General features: G+C 34.7%; 17 protein-coding genes. 6 read left to right on the top strand and 11 right to left on the bottom strand.

Annotated features, from left to right (window positions below; translation table 11 throughout):
- Window positions 1-222: 222 nt before the first annotated feature.
- From QMG60_RS09905 to QMG60_RS09890, 4 genes are all read right to left on the bottom strand, one after another.
- Window positions 223-4,296: a leucine-rich repeat domain-containing protein gene (locus tag QMG60_RS09905; RefSeq protein WP_281867701.1), complete on the bottom strand. Its 4,074-nt coding sequence runs from the start codon at window positions 4,294-4,296 to the stop codon at window positions 223-225.
- Between the two features lie 434 nt (window positions 4,297-4,730).
- Complete coding sequence (locus QMG60_RS09900) at window positions 4,731-5,360, bottom strand: conjugal transfer protein TraD (protein WP_281867700.1); 630 nt, start codon at window positions 5,358-5,360, stop codon at window positions 4,731-4,733.
- A gap of 2 nt (window positions 5,361-5,362) precedes the next feature.
- Window positions 5,363-5,776: a DUF3408 domain-containing protein gene (locus tag QMG60_RS09895; protein ID WP_281867699.1), complete on the bottom strand. Its 414-nt coding sequence runs from the start codon at window positions 5,774-5,776 to the stop codon at window positions 5,363-5,365.
- A 4-nt stretch (window positions 5,777-5,780) separates the two neighbouring features.
- Entirely contained in the window at window positions 5,781-6,548 is a 768-nt protein-coding gene (locus tag QMG60_RS09890) for a ParA family protein (protein ID WP_281867698.1), read from the bottom strand.
- A 711-nt stretch (window positions 6,549-7,259) separates the two neighbouring features.
- Here QMG60_RS09890 and mobA point away from each other — a divergent pair.
- Window positions 7,260-7,691: a conjugal transfer protein MobA gene (gene mobA / locus QMG60_RS09885; protein ID WP_281867933.1), complete on the top strand. Its 432-nt coding sequence runs from the start codon at window positions 7,260-7,262 to the stop codon at window positions 7,689-7,691.
- Window positions 7,688-8,968 (top strand): conjugal transfer protein MobB, encoded by a 1,281-nt coding sequence (mobB, locus tag QMG60_RS09880; protein WP_281867697.1) that lies wholly within the window; start codon window positions 7,688-7,690, stop codon window positions 8,966-8,968. The genes mobA and mobB overlap by 4 nt, the downstream gene beginning before the upstream one ends.
- Before the next feature lie 40 nt (window positions 8,969-9,008).
- Here mobB and QMG60_RS09875 read toward each other — a convergent pair whose 3' ends face one another.
- Window positions 9,009-10,394, bottom strand: coding sequence for a hypothetical protein (locus tag QMG60_RS09875; RefSeq protein ID WP_281867696.1), 1,386 nt, complete (start codon window positions 10,392-10,394; stop codon window positions 9,009-9,011).
- 178 nt (window positions 10,395-10,572) lie between these two features.
- Here QMG60_RS09875 and mobC point away from each other — a divergent pair, with 178 nt between their 5' ends.
- The 4 genes from mobC to QMG60_RS09855 all read left to right on the top strand — a co-directional run bounded on the left by mobC (window position 10,573) and on the right by QMG60_RS09855 (window position 16,708).
- On the top strand, window positions 10,573-12,591 hold the full coding sequence (gene mobC, locus QMG60_RS09870) for a conjugal transfer protein MobC (protein WP_281867695.1): 2,019 nt from the start codon (window positions 10,573-10,575) through the stop codon (window positions 12,589-12,591).
- Between the two features lie 288 nt (window positions 12,592-12,879).
- On the top strand, window positions 12,880-13,638 hold the full coding sequence (locus QMG60_RS09865) for a hypothetical protein (RefSeq protein ID WP_281867694.1): 759 nt from the start codon (window positions 12,880-12,882) through the stop codon (window positions 13,636-13,638).
- A gap of 36 nt (window positions 13,639-13,674) precedes the next feature.
- Window positions 13,675-15,108 carry a protein-glutamine glutaminase family protein gene (locus tag QMG60_RS09860; RefSeq protein WP_281867693.1) on the top strand — a complete coding sequence of 478 codons (1,434 nt, stop codon included), beginning with the start codon at window positions 13,675-13,677 and terminating at the stop codon, window positions 15,106-15,108.
- 118 nt (window positions 15,109-15,226) lie between these two features.
- The gene (locus QMG60_RS09855; protein WP_281867692.1) at window positions 15,227-16,708 is read left to right on the top strand and encodes an amidohydrolase family protein; all 1,482 of its coding nucleotides are present in this window, start codon (window positions 15,227-15,229) and stop codon (window positions 16,706-16,708) included.
- A 276-nt stretch (window positions 16,709-16,984) separates the two neighbouring features.
- On the opposite strand, the gene QMG60_RS09850 is transcribed toward QMG60_RS09855, so the two are convergent.
- The 6 genes from QMG60_RS09850 to QMG60_RS09825 form a co-directional block, all read right to left on the bottom strand.
- Complete coding sequence (locus QMG60_RS09850; RefSeq protein WP_281867691.1) at window positions 16,985-19,072, bottom strand: type IA DNA topoisomerase; 2,088 nt, start codon at window positions 19,070-19,072, stop codon at window positions 16,985-16,987.
- Between the two features lie 5 nt (window positions 19,073-19,077).
- A complete protein-coding gene (locus QMG60_RS09845; RefSeq protein ID WP_281867690.1) occupies window positions 19,078-20,529 on the bottom strand; it encodes a DUF3945 domain-containing protein in 1,452 nt (483 codons plus the stop codon).
- An 83-nt stretch (window positions 20,530-20,612) separates the two neighbouring features.
- Window positions 20,613-20,921, bottom strand: a complete 309-nt coding sequence (locus tag QMG60_RS09840) for a helix-turn-helix domain-containing protein (RefSeq protein WP_281867932.1) — start codon at window positions 20,919-20,921, stop codon at window positions 20,613-20,615.
- 216 nt (window positions 20,922-21,137) lie between these two features.
- The gene (locus QMG60_RS09835; RefSeq protein ID WP_281867689.1) at window positions 21,138-21,980 is read right to left on the bottom strand and encodes an RteC domain-containing protein; all 843 of its coding nucleotides are present in this window, start codon (window positions 21,978-21,980) and stop codon (window positions 21,138-21,140) included.
- 179 nt (window positions 21,981-22,159) lie between these two features.
- Complete coding sequence (locus tag QMG60_RS09830; protein ID WP_281867688.1) at window positions 22,160-23,005, bottom strand: helix-turn-helix transcriptional regulator; 846 nt, start codon at window positions 23,003-23,005, stop codon at window positions 22,160-22,162.
- Window positions 23,006-23,141: 136 nt separating this feature from the next.
- Window positions 23,142-23,861, bottom strand: a complete 720-nt coding sequence (locus QMG60_RS09825) for a hypothetical protein (protein WP_281867687.1) — start codon at window positions 23,859-23,861, stop codon at window positions 23,142-23,144.
- Between the last annotated feature and the right edge of the window lie 39 nt (window positions 23,862-23,900).

Raw genomic sequence — 23,900 nt, 5'->3', positions numbered from 1 at the left:
TCCCGCAGTATGCGGGCTTTGGGAACAAAGGTGTTATGCAAACAGAAGTGCTGTAATAAAGTGGTGATCAGCGGAATCGTTTGGCAATGTGTGGCTGTGTAAAAATGAAAAAAGGCTGTCTCTAGAATTAGAAACAGCCTCGTTTTATGCTAAACTTAGTATATCTTACATTATTTTATTAATTTGAATACTTAGATAAAAATTAGTGGAATGTAGAGAGAGTTATAATGAATTATTATCTAATTTACCCTTAACTTGTCTTTCGTATATCTCCTCAAGATCACGTCCTATTATCTCTATTTTTCCTGGGTCCAAATCTTTTTCAATCATCATTTTAACTGATGCCGTGATTGTACTCCAGGCCATTTTTGAGTTACCAAAATCACTAATTGGTTTCGCCTGGTATGGTAAGGCTGAAAATCGTTGAAGGTTGTAAGGTTCTTTTCTGCCCCAATCATAAAATTCTAAAATAACCGGTACAATTTTTATATTTTCTCCATTATCATATCGATCAATAGCTGTTTTTATTTCATGTTCAATGATATACTTCGTACTATAAAAATATTCGCTAATCATAAAAAATACGATGTCCGCCTCCTGAAATTTATGCTTAATCTTTGCGTTCCAATCATCTCCCGGATTCAAACTGGTACAATACCATGGCTGTTCAATTAGTTCTGCATCAATTAAAGGTTGTAAATATCTTCTAAGAGTATGTATATGAGCAAGATCTTTTTTAGAATATGATATTACTACTTTTTTCTTCTTAACAGGCGTGTCTATAAATTCCATATAATCTTTTAGTTTAAAAAGTTTTTTTTGTTCTGATTTTAAAGGCTCTGATAATTTCTTCTCTGAAAAGATATACTTACCAATTTCTGCATATTTTTCAAGCAGTTCTTTTGATATATAATCTACACCATCCAATGTAACCATTTCTTCCAGTTCGTAGCCCTGATTGACATCTCTAATGAACTTAAGTACATCGTCCCTGAATAGAGGGTTTTCCTTTTGTGATAAATCATTAATATCAATGCAGGCATTACCGTCTTCATTACCAAGATGAAACCTTATCATTACAATTTCATCTGTGTTTGGATTCTTAATTATCAATCCGTCTCTCCAATAATAAAATATATCTTTATTCTTATCAGAAGAAAAAAGCGTTCCGAATTTTTGAAATATACTTAAAATAACATTTTTATGGATGAATCCTTTGAACTCAAATCTTCGATATGTAATCTGACCTTCATTTAGAAACAGCTTAATCTTTCCATCAGGAATTTTAGGCAAATAAAGCGGTGCTATATACATCTCAGAGTAAGGATTTTTAAAAACAATCTTGAATTCTTCCATCATCAAAAGTAAATCATCAACCTTACCATCATCAGTTCCAAGAAGCCTTACAACATAATCTCTTCTAAATTCTCCCTTTCTATCCACAAGCTTTTCAAGAACTTTATGCATATTCTCGATAACCCATTTCTTATCTATATATATCTTTTCGTCAGTGCCTCTACTAGTACATAAAACAAGTCCTACTTGTTCTAAATATTTAACTAATCTTTTAGCTTGAGAATCATCAATGGGATTTTTAAGTATTCTATTGCAGTAACTCACAAATTCTAAAAAAGTTAAAACGGGTTCTCCTTTATAAGAATTTATACTATTTTTTATTGTCTCATAGAACTTTGGAAGAACAGCTCCAATGATGTTCATCTTATTGAGCATCTCCAAAAATAAACTATCGAAATGGTCTAAATTTCTTTTAGGTTTAATCGAGACATTAATCATGTCGTAAATAAAAGAATAATCTTCCGATAGCGTCTTATTCTCTTGAAACACAATTTTAGAAGCATTATCAACCTTATTCTGAATCAACAGAAGTGGGCTGTCATAAGTGACATCTCTTTTAATCTCAAATTCAAAATTGTCTGCTTCAACATCTTTGGTATAAAACTTTACGGAATCCAACCAATAATTTATTGGATAATCTTGTGTTTCAACTTCTATCTCTAAATTTTCTCTTGTTTTCTGAGTGATTTTTCTTGTATTTAAATTATCTGTTTCTTTATCCCATAACAGGAGATAAATTGTATTAGTGCTGTAAAATAAATGATGAGTGTCGTGATAATAATCATGTCCACCAAAATCAAAAACATGCAGCAGACATTCTTCTCCAATGGTATTAACCGAATACTTACTTTTTATAATCTTCTCTTCCATCCAAAGTGTAGGGAGATGTTCATCTTCAAGACCACTTTCCTTGTCTAAGTATTTTACCAGAGTAGATTTACCTACTTCACTATTACCTACAAGAATAACCTTAATATCTTTATTGACATAACGACCTCTTTTCTCTATATCATCAAGAACTCCTAAAACTGCTTCTTTGCCTAAAGTTACGATTTCCATTGGTGGCAATTCCAAAGGATTCTTTGCTATATTTAAGGTGTTTAATTCCCATTTATCATTACTAATCCCAATATTCTGAATGATTTTTATAATCGGTCGGAGATCTCTGATACTATTGTTATGTAAGTCTAAAGTCTCAATATTATCTAATCCGCTAATAAAATCTACTGTCTTTATCTTATTATTACTTAGATACAACTCTTTAAGATTATGGAGTTCATTTAAAACTTCAACTTTCGAAATATTATTATTATTTAGGTGAACGATTTTTAGTGAGGATAATTTCTTTAGACCTATTATGTTAGTCAACTCATTATTACTTAAATTTAAGTATTCAAGCTTTTTTAATTTGGAAATAGGAGCAAGGGAAGTGATGCCCCATCTGTTCCATTTTTGGTTATTATACTCATTCCAATCGCCTCCGCAAACTAAGCTTTTCAATTCGGAGAATTCACTCATTGATACTGGCAAAGATTGGATATTATTTCTATTTCCTTTGTTTTTACTGGTAAGTTTTCTCCATTTGCCATTTTTGTATTCAGCCCATTCATTACTTAAAATCAGTACTTCAATATGAGTACATTCAAAAAGTTCAGGTATAATCTCCAAATCTGTTAATCCACAATTCCCTAAATCCAATATTTTTGAATTGGTTTTTATACAATCCTCAATTAGAAAACTTGCCAACGACAAATCAGTGTATCTTAGATTATCTTCAAGAAAATGATCCTTTGAAATACCCTCGTCCCAAATAGGTTTGATAAATGGCAGATAAAGAATGCGACTACAAAGGGCACCGAAATTTTCAGGATTTTGGGTTTTTAATCCTAGTCTTCTAAAAAAACTGAATATTGCATCTTCAATACCATCATGATAAATACCCTCAGGAAAAATTTTATCCAAAACTTTCTTTCTATGATTCTCAGAAAGCATTGTGAGATTATTACTGGGGGACTTTAGGTATGTGAATGCATTTTTAATACTAGGACTCAAAGAGCTATCCTTTTTGGTTAACTTAAATTTGACTAAGTTCAAAAACCAATCATTCTGACGGACAGCAGATTTAGCTAATACACGTTTGTCTGGATATCTATTCCATATATTCTTATGGTATGCATTAAAATCGATGTATGCGATTAATTCTCCACAAAGGATTGTAAATTCATGTTGTTCTTTAGATAAATCAGAATTGATGAACTCCTTAAAAGTAACTCCTGAGGACTTAAATTGATTTGTTAATTGTTCGTAAAAAACCTTAGGTAATTCATGTTCTAGGTATTCATTAAATTTTTCTACAGCTAATTCATAGTAAGGCCGCTCATTATATTGGATTTCTTCAACAAATTTGCTTATACGGATATTAGGAATTTCGGCTTCAATAACGAGCTGACCACTGGGCGTGTCTATATTTAGTACCTGGTTGCTTACTGAGAAATGCACTTCTTCATCAGGAGTACAAAAAGTTAACGCAGCACCTTGTACATTTTCATTTTCATAAAATGCAGAACGCATAATATTTAGACTTAAATGTGGTTGAAGTTTACCTGCTCCCGTTCCTAATAATGGAGCAGCAATTTTCTTAATGTGTTTTAATTCCGCTACTTTTTCTGATAATCTTTTTCCTATTAGTCTGATAGCATAATAAGCACTTTGATTTCCATCGACCGTGCAAACAAAAGCAATTAGTTTTCTCTTTGCTTTTTCAGGTAATAGTATTACATCGCCAAGTTCATAGTTATTCTTCTTCCAAAGATCAGTTGCAATATTTAGTTCATCTAAACCGCTCCTAAAAGAATTAGAAATAGTACCATTTGTGGAAATTGGTATCAATAATAAATCACAATCGACATCAAAAATACTATTGTTTAAAAAATCATTCATGCTCAACATTTTATAGTTCTAATTCTACGAATCCTTACTGATTCTAAATTCTTTTATTCCGTTTAATCAATGCAACAGTATTTCTAAATTGATATTTCGCTTAATTCAAGATTATTTTTGTATCAAGCCCTCGAAGCTTAGTTATTAGTGAAAATGTTTCTTTCTCAAGTCTAACTCATTGGTAAAAATTTGCTAACTATACTAACACTTTTTCACAATATTCCAGCTAGTTATCTACTACTTCTTTCATTGTTCTCCCAATGCAATTTTAATGTCGATGGATTTGTATAATACAATAATTAACACGTATATATTTGCGAATTTAAAGTTAATACCAATACGAACAAAGTACACTAAAAATATTTTTAATGATTATTTAAATAGTGATGCTAATACATAAAAAGACGTTTAGCAAAAACAAAAAAAGAGCTTGCTTACACAAACTCACCAATATCAAAATCATTCAGATCATTTTTCCTAAAAGTAGAAGTGTCTGCTTCGATTTCAGAAGAAAGTCTCCCGTCCAATAGCTCTCCTATTTTTCGGGAGGTGCTTTCCATGGAATTTTCCAATAGTGCAAATAATTCGGTTCCTTGCATTTTCCGAACTGTCGTAACCGCAGCTTCTTTTTGATAGGGCTCCACTTTATCATTTTTCAGAAGCATCCACACGGAACTTAGCTCTTCAAAGGTAACCCCTTGGGCAAAACCGTCATCACCATCAGATATTCCATACCTTTTCCAATCCTCTTCCTCTTGCTCTAAATCAGGTATACTTTTTAAAACATCTTCCTGCCCTTTCTGGGGCATTTGTATATTATCACCTTTCTCTATTTCAACATCAAAATTATCTGTTTTCTTCTCAGAGTCTTTTTTTTGGCTTACATTGGCACTATTAGGTAACAAAAGGCTTTTTTGCAGCTTAGGCTGCCCCATAATATCGGGAAGATTCGCACTAAATTTTTCAAGTGTTTTTTTTGGTGCTTTGCTCCTATCGGTAATAATTTTATCATGCAACATTAGGGCAATAATTATCAACAGGCAGACTAGAATTACTGTTTCCATAATCATAAAATAGGTTTGTATTTACCATTGAAACTTGTTGTGATCTGTTCACCGAATTCCTGAAAGTGATAATCCAGCAGATTGTCCAAATAGGCATAAATAGTTATCTTATCTTCGCCTATTACCTGGACTATACGGGTCAGCTTCTCATGAAAATCAGGACGGATATAAACCGTCTTACCATCTCGTGCATTTGTAGTGGGCTTTTTGAAAAAGATGCTTTCATAATCCTCTGTAACTTTTCTGATCCGGTTCCGGTCCTTTGGTATGGGTTTTTCCAATGGTGGCTTTATCGGAATTACGGATTGTTGTTTCTCAAACTGCAGGCCTTCCTTTTTTACCCCGTCTACCATCAAGTTCATCATCAATTCTTCGTTGATTTCTATATTTTCTTTTTTTGGATGATTTTCTTCCATAACCTTACAATTGAACTATTCTTAAAAATTCTGTCATAAATTGGTCCAAACGGCAGACACTCATCAAGCGCTCATCCGGCGGCATCAAAGTAGAACGAAAAACGGTTTTAGCACCTGCTTCACTTTCTTTACGGAATCGTATGCTGTTCATTACCTGACATTGCATCAGGTTTAATCCCAGCTCTTCAATAAGTTTAGTGTAGAGATCATACAAAGGAGAGCGTTCACGACCATCCACCTGATTCCAAAACAGATTTATCGTTTTAATGGCGTTTTCTCCTTCTTTCATAATTACATCCTTCATCAGCTGGGTAAAAATAAGCGAGCTTTCCATTACCACACGATCTGCAGTGATAGGCGTAAAAATATGATGCATACCGGCAAGGGCTTTTAAAATACCTGGAGTATTAACCGTTCCTGGAAGATCAAAAAAAACAAAGTCAAATTTAGTATCTGTAGTTTCAAAAAAATCATCTGCAGCCCGCAGTACCCCTTCAGCTTTATGCTGTATGATGGGATACGCTTTTTTGTTAATGCTTGAAAATTGTTTAAATGCAGCCTTTTTTAAAAAATCATTCTCCATAACCATAGACAGATCACGGGCCTTCATTTTCATCAGGCTATATTGGGGAAAGTCTGCATCAAATACTGCCACATTGTAACCCAGACGATAATGAAGTGTGCTGGCTGTAAGCGCCGTAAAGGTGGATTTGCCTACACCTCCCTTTTGGGAGGAAAAGGCAATAAATACTGGTTTGTGTTCTGTTTTCATTTTATATATATTAAATTATATACTACTATTTGTTCTTAGTGAAATATATATCTACAAGTACTCACACAGATGTAATATTGTATAAAAACACATATCTATTGAAGTACTTATTCCACTGCTTGAATAATGTCATATGCCCATTGGTCTGCAAGCAGCGAGATCACTAATTTTGTACCATCATACCTATTGACTTTTCTAATTCTATAAACAGACAATTATGTATTTAAAGCTGTGCATCTGCACATATCCGCATCCATAAACTGATGTAGGTCTAAATGAATGTCTACACAATTATAGATCTGCGTAACAACATAAATACCTTTCTGCATCTGTCTGCACATTCAAAGAAATGCCATTATATATGTCCCTATTCGAAGGTGGAACGTATTGACACTTGTTGGCATTGTTTGCCACTGTTCTTGATTACAATTTTGCGCAGAAGAGACATTTACTTTGCATAGTAATTTTTAGTAACCAACTTATGCAAAAACAATATGACTTATCTGGTACAAAAGTTAACAGCCTTAAGCTGTTTCTCCCCTCTACATTTAATCCGTCCCGCAGGGCGGATTTTAGTGTTCGCCAGAACACGGCAAGTTGTGTTTTGAGGCACTCGAAATTCGATTAGTGCCTCAAAACAACTTGCCCTGCCGGGAGCTGAAAAACACCTTCCGAAGTCAGGGTTTTCAAGAAGTTAAAATTGGATGTATGATGAGCGAGAACAATAACAAAAAACGAAACAAAGGCGGCCGGACACCAAAAAATGATCCTAGTATTTACCGCCATGTATTTCGCCTGAACGAGCAGGAAAATGCAAAACTACTATCCCTTTTTGAAGCATCTCAAATGACCAATAAAGCAAAGTTTATCATTTCTCAATTGTTTGGAAAGGAGATAAAAACCGTTAAGATCGATAAGGGAGCTATTGATTTTTATATGCGCCTGACTACTTTTTATAGCCAGTTCCGCTTGGTTGGAGTGAATTACAACCAGATTGTAAAGCTGCTTTATCGCCATTTTTCAGAGAAAAAAGCAGCTGCATATCTGTATAAATTGGAAAAGCAGACAGCCGAAATGGCTTCTTTATGTCAAAAAATCATTGAGTTAAGTCACGAATTTGAAGCAAAATATCTCAAAAAATGATCGCAAAGATTGGAAGAGGAAGCAATTTATATGGAGCATTGACGTACAATCAGCTCAAGGTTGAAAACGAAAACGGACAAATTATTTTTACCAATAAGATAATTGAAAACGCTGACGGGTATTATTCCGTAGCACAATTAACCCAGTCTTTTGCGCCTTACCTAATAGCCAACCGTAATACCGAAAAACATACGCTGCATATTTCGCTCAATCCTCACCCGGATGACAAGGTAAGCGATGAAAAATTCCGGGAAATGGCAGAACAGTATATGCGGGAAATGGGTTATGGCCAGCAACCTTTTGTAGTATTTAAACATACCGATATTGACCGCAGCCATATTCATATTGTATCGGTTTGTGTGGACGAGCAGGGCAAAAAGATTTCGGACAAGTTCGAGAAAATGCGGTCTATGAATGTGTGCCGTGAGCTGGAAAGAAAATACGGATTGATAGCCGCAACAGATAAGGAGCATCGGGAGAATAATAAAATTTTCCGTCCTGTAAATTACAAAGCCGGAGATGTGAAAAGTCAAATTGCTTCAGTAGTTAGACACTTCCCGAATTATTACAAGTTTCAGACTTTGGGCGAGTACAATGCCTTGCTTTCCCTGTTTAACATTGCGACTGAAAAAGTAGAGGGCGAATTACAAGGGCAGTTACGGCATGGTCTATTATACATTCCTTTAAACGAGAAAAGTGAAAGAGCCGGGCATCCGTTCAAGGCTTCATTGTTTGGTAAAGATGCAGGGCTTCCGGCTTTGGAATTGCATTTTGCAAAATGCAAAACAGATTTGAAAGACCTCCCAACCCAAAAGATATTGCAATCAGCCGTTACCATAGCTTTAAAATCAACTACTGATGAGCTGGCTTTTAAAAAATATTTAGCCCAGCAGGGGATTAATGTAGTGGTAAGGAGGAATGATACAGGGCGCATTTATGGAATGACTTTTATAGACCACAATTCTAAAACCGTTTGGAACGGTTCACGTTTGAGCAAGGAACTTTCTGCCAATATCTTTAATGATTATTGGAACAATAACATCAAGCCGAAGATTAATGTACCAGTAGAATTACAACCGAAAATATCTACATCAAATGATGCAGATCTTCCTGCGGAAGAACCACATCCTTACTTCGACTTCTTAAATGATGAAAAACACGAAGACGGTTTGATTGAAGCATTAGGCGGTTTGCTTCCCAAAGAACAAGGCGAAGATTATGGGGAACAGGATTTTGCCAATAAGTTGAAAAAAAAGAGCAAACGAAAGAACAAATAGCACTTATAGCAGTATATTTTTTCTTATTTTAAAACAGTAATTAAGGCAAATCCCTTTCCCAATGAGAGGCATCTTTGATTGAAAGCTCATCTTCTGGAATAACTAGAAATGTTTTTTTTAATAATGGAACCGGATTAATAAATGATGTGGCTGTACTTACAGTTTCATCAAAGAACCAGTTCTGATAAGATCTTGAATATGATTGAAAATAATGATAATAAATCCAGCAGAGCCTGTTTTGATCTTTACTTATATTTATATTTTCCATTGTAGTGATTATCTTTTCCAATCTTGCCCTCTCAACTTCCGGTCCGTCGAAGGTTTCCATTCCGATATGTATAATTGAATTGGTATCTGAGCTGAATTGGTTTATGGCATCATTTATTTGATTTCGGACGTCTCTGGCTTTCGCAAATATAGCTTCACTGGCATCACAATAACAATGTACTCCGTAAGCATTCCTAATATCTGATATATATAGGTTGTTCGCGTTATCTTCCCCTACATAAAAAAAGTTCCCAATAAAACCAGATGTGAAACTTGAATGATCTATAGGTTTACTGGCTATAAGCTCGAAATGCTGGGGAGAGTTATTTTTCACAAAAAATTCCTTAACATGCCTTTGAAAGGCTGAAATATCAACAAATGAAAAATCTATATCTACTTTTTCATTTGAAATTATCCTTCCTGATATCTTATTCTTGGGAATTATATCTTTAAGAATATCATACAAGTAAGTGTCTGGGAGTGATATTAATTCAACATGAAAAGTAATATCCAATAATACATTATAATGAAGCAATATTTTACTTATTTGAGAAATAAGAATCTGTCTTTTATTTGTTTCTTTATAAGTGTAATCGGATGTCTTCATTTGTCTTTTGCATTCAATCTGCCATTGCTCCATACCTTTGGAAACTAAAAAATCAGGAGTTTTACCCGATTTTCCTTCTGCAATTATCTTTACCGTCCATCCATTTCTTGTCCATAAAAGTGCAGTTAATATTTCAAATAAAATTGCATCTGCTTCCGAAGGTCTTTTCCTGACTAAATCACGCATTTTTTTATTAATGCCTTCAATATTTTTTAGCAAATCAAGATCAGTGCCCAAGCGATGAAATATGGGAATTACCCTGGCTCCCTGATAAAATTCATATTTATGGGGTTCATATAAATAAGTATGAACAAGGTATAAGTACCAACCTATTTGGTCTTTTTGTATGGCAACTAAAGTACCTTCATTTATTTGTTCTGAAGAAAACCCTGAAGTTTTAATTATACCGCTCAAATGATCTTCAATTTTTTTCTTTCTCCCATTCCAGTCCTCTTCTGAAATAAACTTTCTAATCCATATGTAAGCGTTTTCAATTTCAATTTCTTGATTTGTACTAACAGGAAATTGAGATAAAGGCATTCTTGGAATCATCTGCTGTTTTTTAGAAATTAATTATCCCAAATTACCACTAGTATTGGAGTTATGCAAATAATTGGAATGTATTTAAGTTCTTATCAGACAAATAACGTCATCTGCTGACATACAAGACCGTCCTTACTATTGATCTTCTACTCCCATATAACTTCACTTCTGTATTTAATTCAGTACAATGCAAGGAGAAGATGATTTAAGAGGACTTGCCAAAATTATGGCGTTTATGAGAGCTGTTAGCATCCTGCTTGTACTGGCACATGTTTATTGGTACTGTTACAGTTTTTTTCTTGATAGAGGATGGACATTGGAGCTTATCAATAGGATATTGGGGAATTTCCAACGCACAGCAGCTATTTTTTCAAATACGCTTTACACTAAGGTATTTGCTATTCTATTACTTGGATTAAGCTGTTTGGGTACCAAAGGTGTAAAGAACGCAAAAATAAGCCGAAATAAGATATACTTGGCTTTAGGTATTGGATTGGTCCTTTTTTTTATGAATACCTTTTTATTAAATACATCATTGGATAAGTCTGCCTTTTTTTATATCCTTACTATGGGACTGGGTTACATCTCTCTGATGATGGCCGGTTTATGGACCAGCCGGTTACTTCGTACCAACCTGATGCAGGATGTATTTAACAATGAGAACGAGAGCTTCCAGCAGGAAACCAAACTCATGGAAAATGAATACTCCGTTAATCTTCCTACCAGATTTTATTATAAAAATAAATGGAACTATGGCTGGATCAATATTGTCAATCCATTTCGGGCCACAATTGTATTGGGTACTCCGGGATCAGGTAAATCATACGCCATTATCAATAATTACATTAAGCAGCAGATTGAAAAAGGATTTTCGATGTATATCTACGATTTTAAGTTTGATGACCTATCTACCATTGCCTATAACCATTTATTAAAGCATCACGATAAATATGAAGTTAAACCAAAATTCTATGTCATCAACTTTGACAACCCCAGAAAAAGCCATCGCTGCAATCCTCTAAATCCGGATTTCATGAGCGATATTTCCGATGCCTATGAAGCGGCTTATACCATTATGCTGAACCTGAACCGAAGCTGGATACAGAAGCAGGGGGATTTTTTTGTTGAAAGTCCGATTATTCTCCTGGCGGCTATCATATGGTTTTTGAAGATTTATGATAATGGCAGGTATTGTACATTTCCCCACGCCATTGAATTACTCAATAAAAAGTACGCAGATGTATTTACCATTCTCACCTCCTATCCCGAACTGGAAAACTACTTATCCCCTTTTATGGATGCCTGGCAAAGCGGGGCCCAGGATCAGTTGCAGGGACAGATTGCATCAGCAAAAATACCATTATCGCGTATGATCTCCCCTAGCCTCTATTGGGTAATGACCGGAGATGATTTTTCATTGGACATCAACAATCCCAAAGAACCTAAGATACTCTGTGTCGGCAATAATCCGGATCGTCAGAATATTTATTCTGCAGCACTCGGCCTATATAATTCCCGTATAGTAAAACTCATCAATAAAAAAGGTCAGTTAAAGAGTTCTGTTATTATAGATGAGCTTCCCACAATTTACTTTAGGGGCCTCGATAACCTTATTGCAACTGCAAGGAGCAATAAGGTGGCAGTATGTTTGGGATTTCAGGATTATTCGCAATTGACCCGTGATTATGGGGACAAAGAAAGTAAGGTAATTCAAAATACGGTAGGTAACATTTTCAGCGGTCAGGTTGTTGGCGAAACTGCCAAAAACCTCTCAGAACGTTTTGGAAAAGTACTGCAGAAAAGACAGAGTTTATCCATCAACCGTAATGATACCTCTACTTCCATTTCCACACAATTGGACAGTCTTATCCCTGGATCTAAAATTTCTACATTGACCCAGGGTGTTTTTGTAGGCGCCGTATCGGACAATTTTGATCAGCGTATCGAGCAGAAAATATTCCACGCAGAAATCGTGGTGGATAATGAAAAAGTAGCAGCCGAAACAAAAGCCTATCAGAGAATTCCCGAGATTTTATGCTTTAAAGACAATAACGGCCAAGACAATATGAAACAAGAAATAGATGCTAATTACAAACAGATAAAAAGGGATATTGTTCTGATTATTGAAGGTGAGTTGGAACGGATAAAAAATGATCCTTACTTACAGCACTTAGTGCAAAAAGTTACTCCTAAAGAAGTTAAATAATCCAAATAGATTTCAAGGTCATTATCCGTTAATAATACTCTGATTCAAAAAAATGATTTTAACACAACAACCTTATTAAACCAATCTAAAAAATAATCCTTGAATTACTCCCTTTATCAAAGATAATTTATAAATTATTAAAAAACAGGTATTTATACCTAAAATTTAAATTTAAAAATTTTATAAATTCACTTTTTAAAATTATAGATCGAACATGCGAATAAATAAAACCGTTATGATCTAATAAGAATGGTAGATTAAAAAAAATATTAATTCAATTTTTTTAGAATGAAAAAAACAATACTATTACTTACTTTAGTTTTTTTAATAATTGCTTGTGACGATACAAAGAAAGTTCCAGCAGATATTTTAAACAGAATAAAAGATTCCTACACTACGAAAAGTTTAACAGGAAAAAAAATCAAACTTTCCGAAGTCAAGAGCCCGACAGCAGCTGACGCAACTGTACTTCCAACTTGGATAAGCAATAAAATGTACGTCACTGAAAATGCCGATGCACTTAAATACAATCCAGCAGCTTTAATTGGATCACTAATTAGGCTTTATCCTAATGGTGAATTTGAAGTATTTCCCGTTACTTATAACGTTCGAATAGAAAATGAATTACCTGAACTCACTAGCATTGCAAAACCTATAAACTTCTATGAACAAACATTCACTTCTTCAACTAGATTTAATGCTGATTTTGTAGTAGGTGGAATTAATATTGAATCTGATGAAATGATGAAAATATCATATACCGAGACTAACTATATAAATCTAGAAAAATTCGATTCAAAAAAATTAGAAAATTTAAAAAATGAGATCAAAGCAATTCCTAATTCCAATTTAAAAGACTGGGCAATTGTAAGAGGTATTGTTCTTACTGACTGCGCTTATACTAAACATAAGCAAGCACAGGCTGATGCTAACGTAAAAGCCAGCTGGCTCTCGGCAAATACTAAATTTTACAGACAAACAGGAAATTCAGATAATTTTAGACTACTATCAATTGATAAGGAAAGTTTATTCTTAGATAAAGAATAAATCTCATTCGGTTTAATAAACCTAAAAATATATAAAATGGCTATACAACTAATTTACAATGATGGACTTCAGATATTTAGTGAGGCGTGTAAAATGGCAAACCAAATACTTTCTTCTCCAGAATTTTTCCAGTTAATAGCTTCTAGAACAAAATCCTTTAGAGAAACTATTCCAGCAGATCTGGAACCTTCTAAAATTGCAAAGTTATTTGAAGAGTCTAATCTTGTTCTTACCTTAACACACTATGAAAGACCATCTTCCGTTGGAGGTGCTTATTCTAAAACGTATCCAAATCAGATATTTGTAAATACAAACACTAACAGGTCAGGTTGTACTTATGCTGCAGTTTTAGTGCACGAATGTGTTCATGCCTTAAGTCACCACACTAAAGACATTGATTTTACCCATGATAATGATAAACCTGAGAAAAATCAGGATACCGCCCCATATGCAATTCAAAAAGCAGTAAGAAAATACTTTTGCGGAGAATCACTCGTCGATGAAAAAAGTTTAATACTAGTAGAAACCAAGGTCAATAGTGACGATTTCACAAGACTAAATACTGCAGACACAGACTCTAGGGCTGATAATTCAAGAACTTATAAAAATCTTAATAATAATGACTCAAATCTCATTACTATTAATGGAAAAGATTATAATACTGAGCTTTATAGTATAGCATCACTTAATGAGAATAACAATTTTATCAACATTGCCTTTTTTGAGAACCCTACTCACTTTAAATTAGCTAAATCCTCTAAGGACTTTGCAGAAAAAATAAATTTATTAGAATTAGCGCATCAAAATGCTTTAAAACTGGAAATTGTATATCAAATTAATACAGAAGAAATAGTTGAAGTAAATAAGGCCCCTATGCAGCTTACATCTCTAAGCTATTATAAAGACAATCGTTTCCTTCCTCAGGTAAAAAAAGATTTAAAACATTCGATCGAAAATCATGATAAGCTTAACGATATTTTTAATTTTATTGTATTACAATCATGTAAAAGTACTCAACAATCTATATCCCCCTGTATTCCTTTTCATTATAAAAAAGATGGCTGTTATGCAAGGGCACATAAAATGAGATATATTATAGAAGAAATTTATGGTTATAATTCAGAGAAAATATTTTCATACGATTCCGTTACACCCAGGAATAATGATGCTGTTTATAAACTAGCTGTCAAAGATGGATTAACTTGTATATATTGGTGGTATCATGTTGCTCCGCTAGTTAAGGTCCAAGAAAATGATCAAATCAAAGAATATGTTATTGATCCATCAATAGCAGAAAGTCCGTTAACAAAAGAAGAATGGGTAAATTCTCAGGAAGAAAAATTCTGTTCCCTTAATTCCAGAGTGGGTAGCACAGAAATTAGACCATCCTATATTTATTTTCCAAATGGTGCATTAGACGAAAATTATGAAAATACAGACCGTACGTTACGAAAATACAGTCGCAGCTAAAATGTAAAAATCTACTTTCTATAACTATTACCAAATTAAAGCTAACAGTTTTGTTTAGTATTTGGCATCTTTTAACGAGTAAAAAAAATTAAGAACTTTCATATAATACTTTGTGGCCATGGTAAGAAAAATAGATATTCACACTCACTTATTTAATTTAAAATATCTTCCAGTTGCTGGAATTTTAAAAAGATATGCCGAACCCTATATTACACATAATATCGCAATTGCTATAGAACGTTTATTGATAAGTCATACCGATAGTATGTTCGATAATTCCAATGAAAATTTTGACATTTTAAAAAAACAAGATAGCAATCACGATTTTTTTACCTTCAATAAAAATCTGGAGATAAATTTTTTAGAAAGAGATTTTTACCAGATTAAGAAAGAAATTGTAAATGTAATTCCGGATGAGCAATTTTTAGAACCCGAAATTATCACTGGATTGCAAGAATTTCAAACTGAAGCAATACTTGATAATTTTTTAGCTGAAGATGAAATTATAGATTTTACAATGACCAGTTCTTTCCTACTGGAGCAAAATCAAAATATCTTTCAAAAATTACGCAATTTATTTGAGCGACTAATCGAATGGCTTTGTACTAAAGTAAAACAACTTGCGAATTATTTTAAATGGTTCCGTTTTATGCAAAGAAGCGAAGAAGAAATCCTTAATTACTTGGTTACAAAAGATGAAAAAGAGGTAGATTTATACATCCATCATATGATGGATGTAGATAACTTTTTTAATGATAATTTATTAGCTAAAAAATACAACTCTTATTTTGATTTTGCAGAAGAGCAAATTCAAAACATGTATAACCTAAATAAAAAATATAACAATAAGATTTTTGGTTTCGTTGCCTTTGATCCTAGTAAAAAGGATTGTATTGAAATAATTAAAAATGCCATTGAAAACAAAGGATTTAAAGGAATTAAATTCTATCCTCCAATGGGATATCGTTCATACGATGATCCACAGTATAAAGAGCGTATTGAAGATCTTTTTCAATATTGTATAAGTAAGAGCATACCTCTTTTTGCTCACTGCAATAAAGAAGGTTTTGAATCTCAACCAACAAAACACAGCGGTTATAATTCAAGTCCAATGTACTGGCTAAAAACTTTAAAAAAATATCCAGAACTTCGTCTTTGTCTTGCACATGCAGGTGGTGGTGAAGGTTGGTTTTCTAATGTTTCCCCACAAGATGAAATTTTAGAATCTCAAATTACTGATTTATTAATTGGAAATGATGCGAACCAAACGAATTGGAATTCTTCGTATGCAAAAATTGTATTCAAATTATGTGTAGTATATAAAAATGTGTATTGCGATGTAGCATACTTAGATGAGCTTACCCATGTAGGTGAATATTCTAATCTTAGAGTAAGACTTCTAAATCTTTTTAGAAGTGAGCCTATTTTTTCTAAAAAAATAATTTATGGAAGTGATTGGCATATGTTGTTCCAGGAGGGCGTAAACCAAGTTTATATTTCTAATTATATCAAGTTATTTAATGAAATTGGTTTTTCAGAAGAAAACAGAGACGATTTTTTTAGAAAAAATGCACTGAATTATCTTAATCTATTGGTATAACTATAAAAAACAATCAGTGTAATTCATTGTCAAAGAATTAAATATCTCATACCCACCTTTACGTCAGTATCGTTTCTAAGTACTCCCGAGAGCATAAAAATTCCTTGATTGAAAACGTTTTTTTTAAGGAAGCATCCGACATTATCTTTAACTGACTGATTAAAACCGTTTGTTTCTACATGATAAATTCTGGCAAGATCACTGTCGATTTTGACTTGTTTTCCTTTTGCATGTAAATCTGGTTTTCTATTTCTTTTTAGTTAATGCTAGAAGTACTCATGATTTAGGTGAAGATTTGTTTTTCTCAAATTCAAAAGAGCTTTCCCATTTTTCGTTGAGCATAATGTAGGCATTAAACTTCTTTCCCGCTCTGCTTTTCATTCCCTTGATTAGGGAAGTTTTCCCATTGTGCACAAGATTTTCAATTTCATTAATAGTAAGCTGCGCTCCGCACACATTGCGAAACTGCAGCCAGCTGCATATCTTGTCAGGACATTTAACAATATTGTCCCTGATTATCAGTTTTTCTTTTTTACATTTTGGACAAAAAAGCTCAGGGACTTGGATTTTTGAACTCGAGGATTGCAGGAGTTCCTCAGTAATAGAAGATGCGAAAGATTCCATTTCTTTTTGAAAAGCTGCGGCATCTGCCTCTTTATTTTGAATCTTTTGTAAAACTACTTCCCACTGGGCCGTCATTGCCACATCGGCAATCTTTTTGTCTTTGACAAGTTCATATACCTTCAATCCTTTTTGGGTCGGAATCAGCGATTTTATTTCCCTTTGAATGTATCTGCGTTCAAATAAAGTTTCTATAATAGAGGCTCTGGTAGCGGGTGTACCAATTCCTATTTGTAGTAATGCCTTGCGCTCTTCGTAGTTCTCTATTTCTTTTCCAGAGGTTTCCATGGCTGATAAAAGCCCGGCTTCAGTATAAAGAACCGGCGCCTTGGTTTTATTTTCAATAACCAGGGCCTGTTTTATTTTTATCTGCTCTTCTTTCTTAAGTGTGGGAAGTTGCTGCCCAGTCTCGGCAGTTTCAAAGAAAATTCCTGTGATGGAACGCCAGCCGGATTCAATTAACTTACAGCCCTTCAGGATAAAATTGTAATGTAAAACCTCTAAAGTAATTGCCGTTACTTCTTTGGTGCAGGCTTCTGAAACAGCTTCGAGCAGCCGAATAGCAATCATATTGTAAAGTGCATTTTCCTTAACGGTCAATCCCGAAGCTACCTTATCGGTAATAAGTAGAGCATGGTGATCAGTAACGCGCAAATCATTGACGATCCTTTTATTTAAACGTCCCAACTTTAATTTGTTTGTAGCTTCTTTAAATTTTTCCTGATACTGCAGTACTTTAATAAGATTGGGGATCTCCTCCCAGATATCTTCCGGAATGTATTTGCTTCCGGTACGCGGATAGGTAATAAACTTCTTTTCGTAAAGGCCCTGAACAATGCTGAGAGTTTCTTCCGCCGATAGGTTAAGTTTTTTGTTGGCTTCCTTCTGCAAGCCCGTCAAATCAAACAGTAAAGGTGGCTGCTGTATCACATTTTTAATTTCAATTGATGTAATTAAAGCACTATTTTCATTCCTTTTGATGGACTTAAAGGCATCTTGCGCCTGCTTTTCAGTATCCCATTTCTTCTCAGAATGGCTTTTAAAGCTAACAAAGTCCTTGGTATGGGATAACTCAATCTGCCAGTACTTTTGCACTGAAAATGTTTGGTTTTCCAAAAAGCGTCTGCAAATCAACGCCAATACGGGAGTCTGTACCCTGCCGAGTGAATAGGTTCCATCACCCTGAACAATAGAGAGTGCTTGGGAAGCATTAATACCTACCAGCCAATCAGCACGACTTCTACCTTGGGCAGCATGGAATAAGCCATCAAAATCGGTTCCTGTTTTCAGGTTCTCAAAGCCCTGCCTGATGCCCTTCTCAGTAAGCGAACTGATCCAAAGACGTTCAAAAGGTTTGCTGCATTTCAGGTATTCATAGATATATCTGAATATCAGCTCTCCTTCACGTCCGGCATCGGTGGCAACTATAATCTTCTCACTAAGTGTGATAACCTTTTCAATCACTTTGAGCTGCCTTAATGCATCTGGATCCACAACGTAACCTTTGTCTTTTTTTTGTTTACGCACTACAAGTACATAAGGATCAGGAAGTATCGGAAGGGAAGTTTTTTCAAATCCTGAAATCCCATAATCTTCGGGCATGCCAAGTCCCACTAAATGGCCAAAGGTCCAGGTAACAAAATAGCCGTTGCCTTTATAGTAACCCTCTTTTTTTTCTGAGGCTCCTAAAAACACAGCTATCTCCCTTGCTACACTTGGTTTTTCTGCAATAACTGTTTTCATAAACATTACATTTTACGACCTTTTGCTTTGACAGTGTTTTCAGATACTTCCTGCTCTTCCAGTTGCTTTTTGTTATCGGGACTAGTCTGCCCGGATTTCAGAGTTTCTTTGGAATTCTTGGTCGCTTCATTGTTTTTTCCTTCAGAGTTGACCGCAGTCTGGGTTTTATATCCTTCTGCAGGTTGTGCCTGTTCATTGATTTTATCTGGATTTTGAAAAGAAAAGTCTATTTTACTGGTTTCTTTGTTAAAAGTAATGTACCCATTATACTCCTTCCCTTTCTTATCCACGAGTCCGCTGAGGTAAACAGTCTGTCCTTCGTTGAGTTTTTGGTATTGTGTATCATCGAGTTCTTTTCCTCTAAAAGTTTTCGAGGCTTCCAGTGTTTGATTCTGTACATTATCCACGGTTTGTTTATTGGTATTGTTTCTGTCAAATAGGAATTCTACAAAACGTTTATCAGCATTGAATTGTACCGTTGCATCAAATGCATCTCCTTTTTTGGAAACCATGCCTTCAATAAAAAGTGGTTTTCCTTCCAGCAGGGTCTGCTTTTGATCTTCGCTGAGTTTTACGCCTTTAATTTCCTCGGGGATTTTAATATAATCACGGCGAAAGGCTACCACTTCATTGGTCAATCTGTCCACGCTGATTAGGGAGGGCTGTATTTCATTTGTTTTAGGATTGATCAGATCCACGGTGCGCCCCATGTTACCTGTTCGGATAAGATTATCTTTATCTTCCTTGGTGAATTCATGCCCGAAGAAGGGATAATTTAGATTTGGTCCTTTGCGGATACCGTGAATGGCCACTACAACTTCTCCCGCATTATTGAGTTTAAGCGATAGACGGGCATCCAGACGGGTAACCGCGGTTCCAAGGTTCAAGCTGATCGGTACCAGCTCATTTGTTTTGTATCCTTTAAGCATCGGGTCAAGCAGGTTCATTTTTTCAAGCTTGTCTTTACTAAGTCCCAGATGGTTCATAGTTTCCCAATCAATCTGTTCCGGTTTATATTTGTATTCACCGGCTTCCGGATTTGTCTGTGTTGTTTCCATAATATCTTTATTTTCTTGTTTATTACTTTTTAGTTCTTCCATCCTAATCTCATTATTTTTTAAGATTTGTTCAAACTCAGGGGTTGGATTATTAACTTGTTCCCGCAGTTCTTTTGCCGCATTAACAGCCAATGGTGCTGGCACTTTGAAGAACATGAAATTGGTAGGATTCTTAAGCTGGCTGAAAAAATTGGAAAAGAAGTTGGAAAACAAATCCCCCTGCCGGTCTACACGCATAAACTGATTCTGATTTTTCTTTGTGGGGTCAACAGTTTGCAGATTACCATCTTGATCAATACCCTTTACCGCTTGAATTTTCTTTTTCTCTTTATCGAATACCAATAGTATATCCGATAGCTCTTCGGGAAATTTTGCTTTATCTGTGGTTTGTTCACTCATAGCCTCGAGTTTTTAAGTTAGGCATCGAAAGTAAAAGAAGCTTTTCTTATTTTCGCCCAAGTGGCCGTAGACAGCCTTACTTGTCATTTATTGGCTTTTATGTTATTGCGCTGCACCGAGAAGCTTTCTCTAACGAACTGGTGAACATCAGAGAGTTTATAATATATTTTTCCACTGATAGTGTAGTAAGGAAGCCTGCCTGATGATCGGTAACGCTGCAGGGATCTGGCACTTATTTTCAGCATTTGTAAAAGGTCCTGATTATCAAGCAGCTCTTCACCCTCAAAACTGGTATGTTGATTTTTAGTGTCCTTTAGCAATTCCATAAGCACATCAAACCTTTCCATGATTCGCTCCATCCATGCCATAAATTCTATTCTATCCAAATTCATAATCAATTTTTTAAGTTCAACACCACAAAATTGATACATGAAAAAAATATTATCTGCCAAGTAATGCCCATTGGCAGCGACAATTTTTTGTATGAGAACTCAGTGATCAGATAGCAAAATTGAAGCTGGAACTAATAAAATGAAGTAATATCCAAAATAATAAGCTCTGCCAATTGGCAGTTATGGCCATGATAAAAGCTATTTATTAAAACAGAATCAGAGTCCTTTGTCCATATATTGTTCCAAAGAGGATTTCAGATGATCCAGAAAAGAGGTCCTGGCTCCTGCCCTGTCTTTCATTCGATGAAACGAATGATGAACGTCACCCAGAGATATTCGAAAAAGTATCTGAAAAACCAAGGTAATTTTACGTATCCCGATCGTTCCATGTGATATCACTCCAGAAGCATGAAGTGCATAAATTAATTCAATAAGGGCATTTTTTGAATCAGTCCAGAAAATATCTTTGGTAGAATCAGGACTCTGTAGTAATGAACTAGAAGAACCTTCTGGTTTTATTTTTGTCAGCAGATAGTTGTAAATTAATTCATTGGCAATAATTTGTGCCATTTTATAGTCATAATAGGTAGAAAACCTGTGATCTATTTCAAAAACATAACTATTGAGCCCGTCACCGTAATTAATCTTTCCTCTTAAAAAATATTCCCCGTCACGGTCACTCCTGCCCGACCTGTAGTAACGATAAAAATGAGAACCGAAAATACATTTTTTAAACTGGCCCTTGAGTTGCTGGAGCTGGTTCATAAAAAATTTCTGGTACATCTGACCATCTTTTACCGGACAGATGGTTTCAATACGGAATACCTTATTGTAATAAATTAATTTGCCTAAAATTAATGGTTTAATACTCCGGAAAAATTCTATTTCCTCTGCTTCATTTTTAAATCCTTCCTGTACTACATATTCCCGCGCGGTATGCAGGACTTCTTTAAGATATATAGTCATCTGATAAGCCTCATCAATGAGATGAGAAGTTTCACTGGAGACTTTAACTTCTTTAATACTGATTTGGGAAATAATTGAATTCAATGGTGTCATAGTACATCGATTTAATGCAGCATCTTTTACAATAGTTCCGACAGCTGTAAACAAAATTGTACCAACATTTTAAATACATTTTTAGAAGTTGAAATCAGAACTGTTCCACAAGCAAAAACTATTAGTAAAAAATAGTACGGTTTAGTAAATTTACATTCATATTTTTCTTAGGTTAGGAATTAAAATTTGAGACTTCTACGATATTGGGTGGGTGTTAGTTTGGTATGCTTTTTAAAAAAACCGCTGAAGGATGAACAACTGTCAAAGTGAAGTTTCTCGGCTATATCAGTTATGGAAAGTCCATCGTCTTCCAGCAGTAGGTACGATTCTGAAATAATAGCCAACTCTATGAAGTATTTGGCAGATATACCCAAATTACTTCGAACTAATTTGCCCAGATGTCCCTTGCTTACAAAAAGGGCATCAGCATAAAATTTTACATCATGATGCGCTACACAATTGTTCTGAACCTGTTTGATAAAACTCCTGACGATTTTTTCACTGTAGGGGACCTTTTGGGTATTTTTATCATATTTAAAGCGTAGTTCAATATATTCGTAGAGTATCATACTGACACACAACAGAATCAGTTCATCTTGGAAAACCGCATCTTTATTGGAAATATTTCTAGTAAGAATTTCAAAAAGTGAAATCATATAACCTCCTTCAGCCAGCATCAGCGACAAGACAAAGGCGTCCTGATAAGGTATCGCTTTTGCATAACCAAATCCAAACTTTACAATCCTGATATTATTTACAAATTCTATTGCACAACAGAGCAGACAAATCTGAGCAGGCGAAGGAACAGCATCAAGTTTTGCCGCACTGGGAACAAGAAAAAGATCTCCAGCAGAAAGCTCAACAGTGCAAGATCCTTCTTTAAAACGGATAGTGCCGGCGACCACAAAAACCAGCGACAGCCAGCCTGGGACAAAAAGTGCATTACCCGCCTTTACAGATGTGATATCTTTAAGGTATGCTGCTTTTAATTGTGTTAACCAGAATTTATCTGTTTTATTCCCCAAGGTATGAGTTTTTATGATTAAATCATTTTAGATTATAGGAACTATGATGAAATAGAGGCTGCCTAATTCAATACTGTCAAAAGATGACTCATAAAAATTTCAGCAGCACCTTGATAATAATGCAGTACAATTAAAACTACTTTGTGATGTTTTTCTTTTGACATATTCCAACTGCTAAGGCCATTTTAAGACTTAGAGCAATATCCTGATTAGCCCCCAAAGACGCAGCGGCAATTTTCGTTACAGAAGTATCCCAATCTTTATCCTTTCTTTTCCTTTCAACAGAATATCGGACAATTGAAGTTGTTGTGAGAATTATTCTTTTATCATTACCGCTGAACTTACTGCTGTGCAGAATGCACTGTTCGTAAGAAACAATCATAGAATGCACAGATTCATTGGGAGCATCTGCAACGAGTGTAAATGATTGCACAAATCCGGAGAAACTCATTCGAGCCGCTTCATTCAAAGTTGAATTTAAAATTGCCTCATTGATCGGATCATCATGATTTATGATCCATTGCATTTCTTGTGTTTTTCCGTGCAATCTACCATCAGCTGATAATGACCTCAGCTCAGGATATGCCATTGCAACTGAATCAATCAGAATGGCGGCACCTTCAATTGAATTCAGTTTAAAATCGTTGTGACAAAAAATATCCAGAATTTCATTGTATATCCTTCCTGTTTTGTCAAAAGGATTTTCAAGGTAATCTGAACTTACTTGCAACTTTTCAAATTCATTGAATTTCTTTGAGGCTGCTGCTGTGGTGTCTTTAGTTTTTACCGTATAATCTTCTGAACAAGCAATTGTGATAAATGGCAGTATTAAAAGCCATAACTTTAATTTTTTCATCTTTACGTTGTGTTAAATGTGATTGATTACTTTTTTATC

It is taken from the genome of Flavobacterium sp. GSB-24 (assembly GCF_027924665.1).
Classification (GTDB): Bacteria; Bacteroidota; Bacteroidia; order Flavobacteriales; family Flavobacteriaceae; genus Flavobacterium.
The sequence above is the reverse complement of the archived record's forward strand: the minus strand, read 5'-3'. Positions and strand labels throughout refer to the sequence as shown.

What these genes read in the sequence shown, in the direction of transcription:
- QMG60_RS09825 (WP_281867687.1), bottom strand. Translation starts at nt 23,861, where the DNA reads ATGAAAAAATTAAAGTTATGGCTTTTAATACTGCCATTTATCACAATT.
- mobC (WP_281867695.1), top strand. Translation starts at nt 10,573, where the DNA reads ATGCAAGGAGAAGATGATTTAAGAGGACTTGCCAAAATTATGGCGTTT.
- QMG60_RS09875 (WP_281867696.1), bottom strand. Translation starts at nt 10,394, where the DNA reads ATGATTCCAAGAATGCCTTTATCTCAATTTCCTGTTAGTACAAATCAA.
- QMG60_RS09850 (WP_281867691.1), bottom strand. Translation starts at nt 19,072, where the DNA reads ATGAAAACAGTTATTGCAGAAAAACCAAGTGTAGCAAGGGAGATAGCT.
- QMG60_RS09860 (WP_281867693.1), top strand. Translation starts at nt 13,675, where the DNA reads ATGGCTATACAACTAATTTACAATGATGGACTTCAGATATTTAGTGAG.
- mobB (WP_281867697.1), top strand. Translation starts at nt 7,688, where the DNA reads ATGATCGCAAAGATTGGAAGAGGAAGCAATTTATATGGAGCATTGACG.
- QMG60_RS09865 (WP_281867694.1), top strand. Translation starts at nt 12,880, where the DNA reads ATGAAAAAAACAATACTATTACTTACTTTAGTTTTTTTAATAATTGCT.
- mobA (WP_281867933.1), top strand. Translation starts at nt 7,260, where the DNA reads ATGAGCGAGAACAATAACAAAAAACGAAACAAAGGCGGCCGGACACCA.
- QMG60_RS09905 (WP_281867701.1), bottom strand. Translation starts at nt 4,296, where the DNA reads ATGAATGATTTTTTAAACAATAGTATTTTTGATGTCGATTGTGATTTA.
- QMG60_RS09900 (WP_281867700.1), bottom strand. Translation starts at nt 5,360, where the DNA reads ATGGAAACAGTAATTCTAGTCTGCCTGTTGATAATTATTGCCCTAATG.
- QMG60_RS09835 (WP_281867689.1), bottom strand. Translation starts at nt 21,980, where the DNA reads ATGACACCATTGAATTCAATTATTTCCCAAATCAGTATTAAAGAAGTT.
- QMG60_RS09890 (WP_281867698.1), bottom strand. Translation starts at nt 6,548, where the DNA reads ATGAAAACAGAACACAAACCAGTATTTATTGCCTTTTCCTCCCAAAAG.
- QMG60_RS09845 (WP_281867690.1), bottom strand. Translation starts at nt 20,529, where the DNA reads ATGAGTGAACAAACCACAGATAAAGCAAAATTTCCCGAAGAGCTATCG.
- QMG60_RS09840 (WP_281867932.1), bottom strand. Translation starts at nt 20,921, where the DNA reads ATGAATTTGGATAGAATAGAATTTATGGCATGGATGGAGCGAATCATG.
- QMG60_RS09855 (WP_281867692.1), top strand. Translation starts at nt 15,227, where the DNA reads ATGGTAAGAAAAATAGATATTCACACTCACTTATTTAATTTAAAATAT.
- QMG60_RS09895 (WP_281867699.1), bottom strand. Translation starts at nt 5,776, where the DNA reads ATGGAAGAAAATCATCCAAAAAAAGAAAATATAGAAATCAACGAAGAA.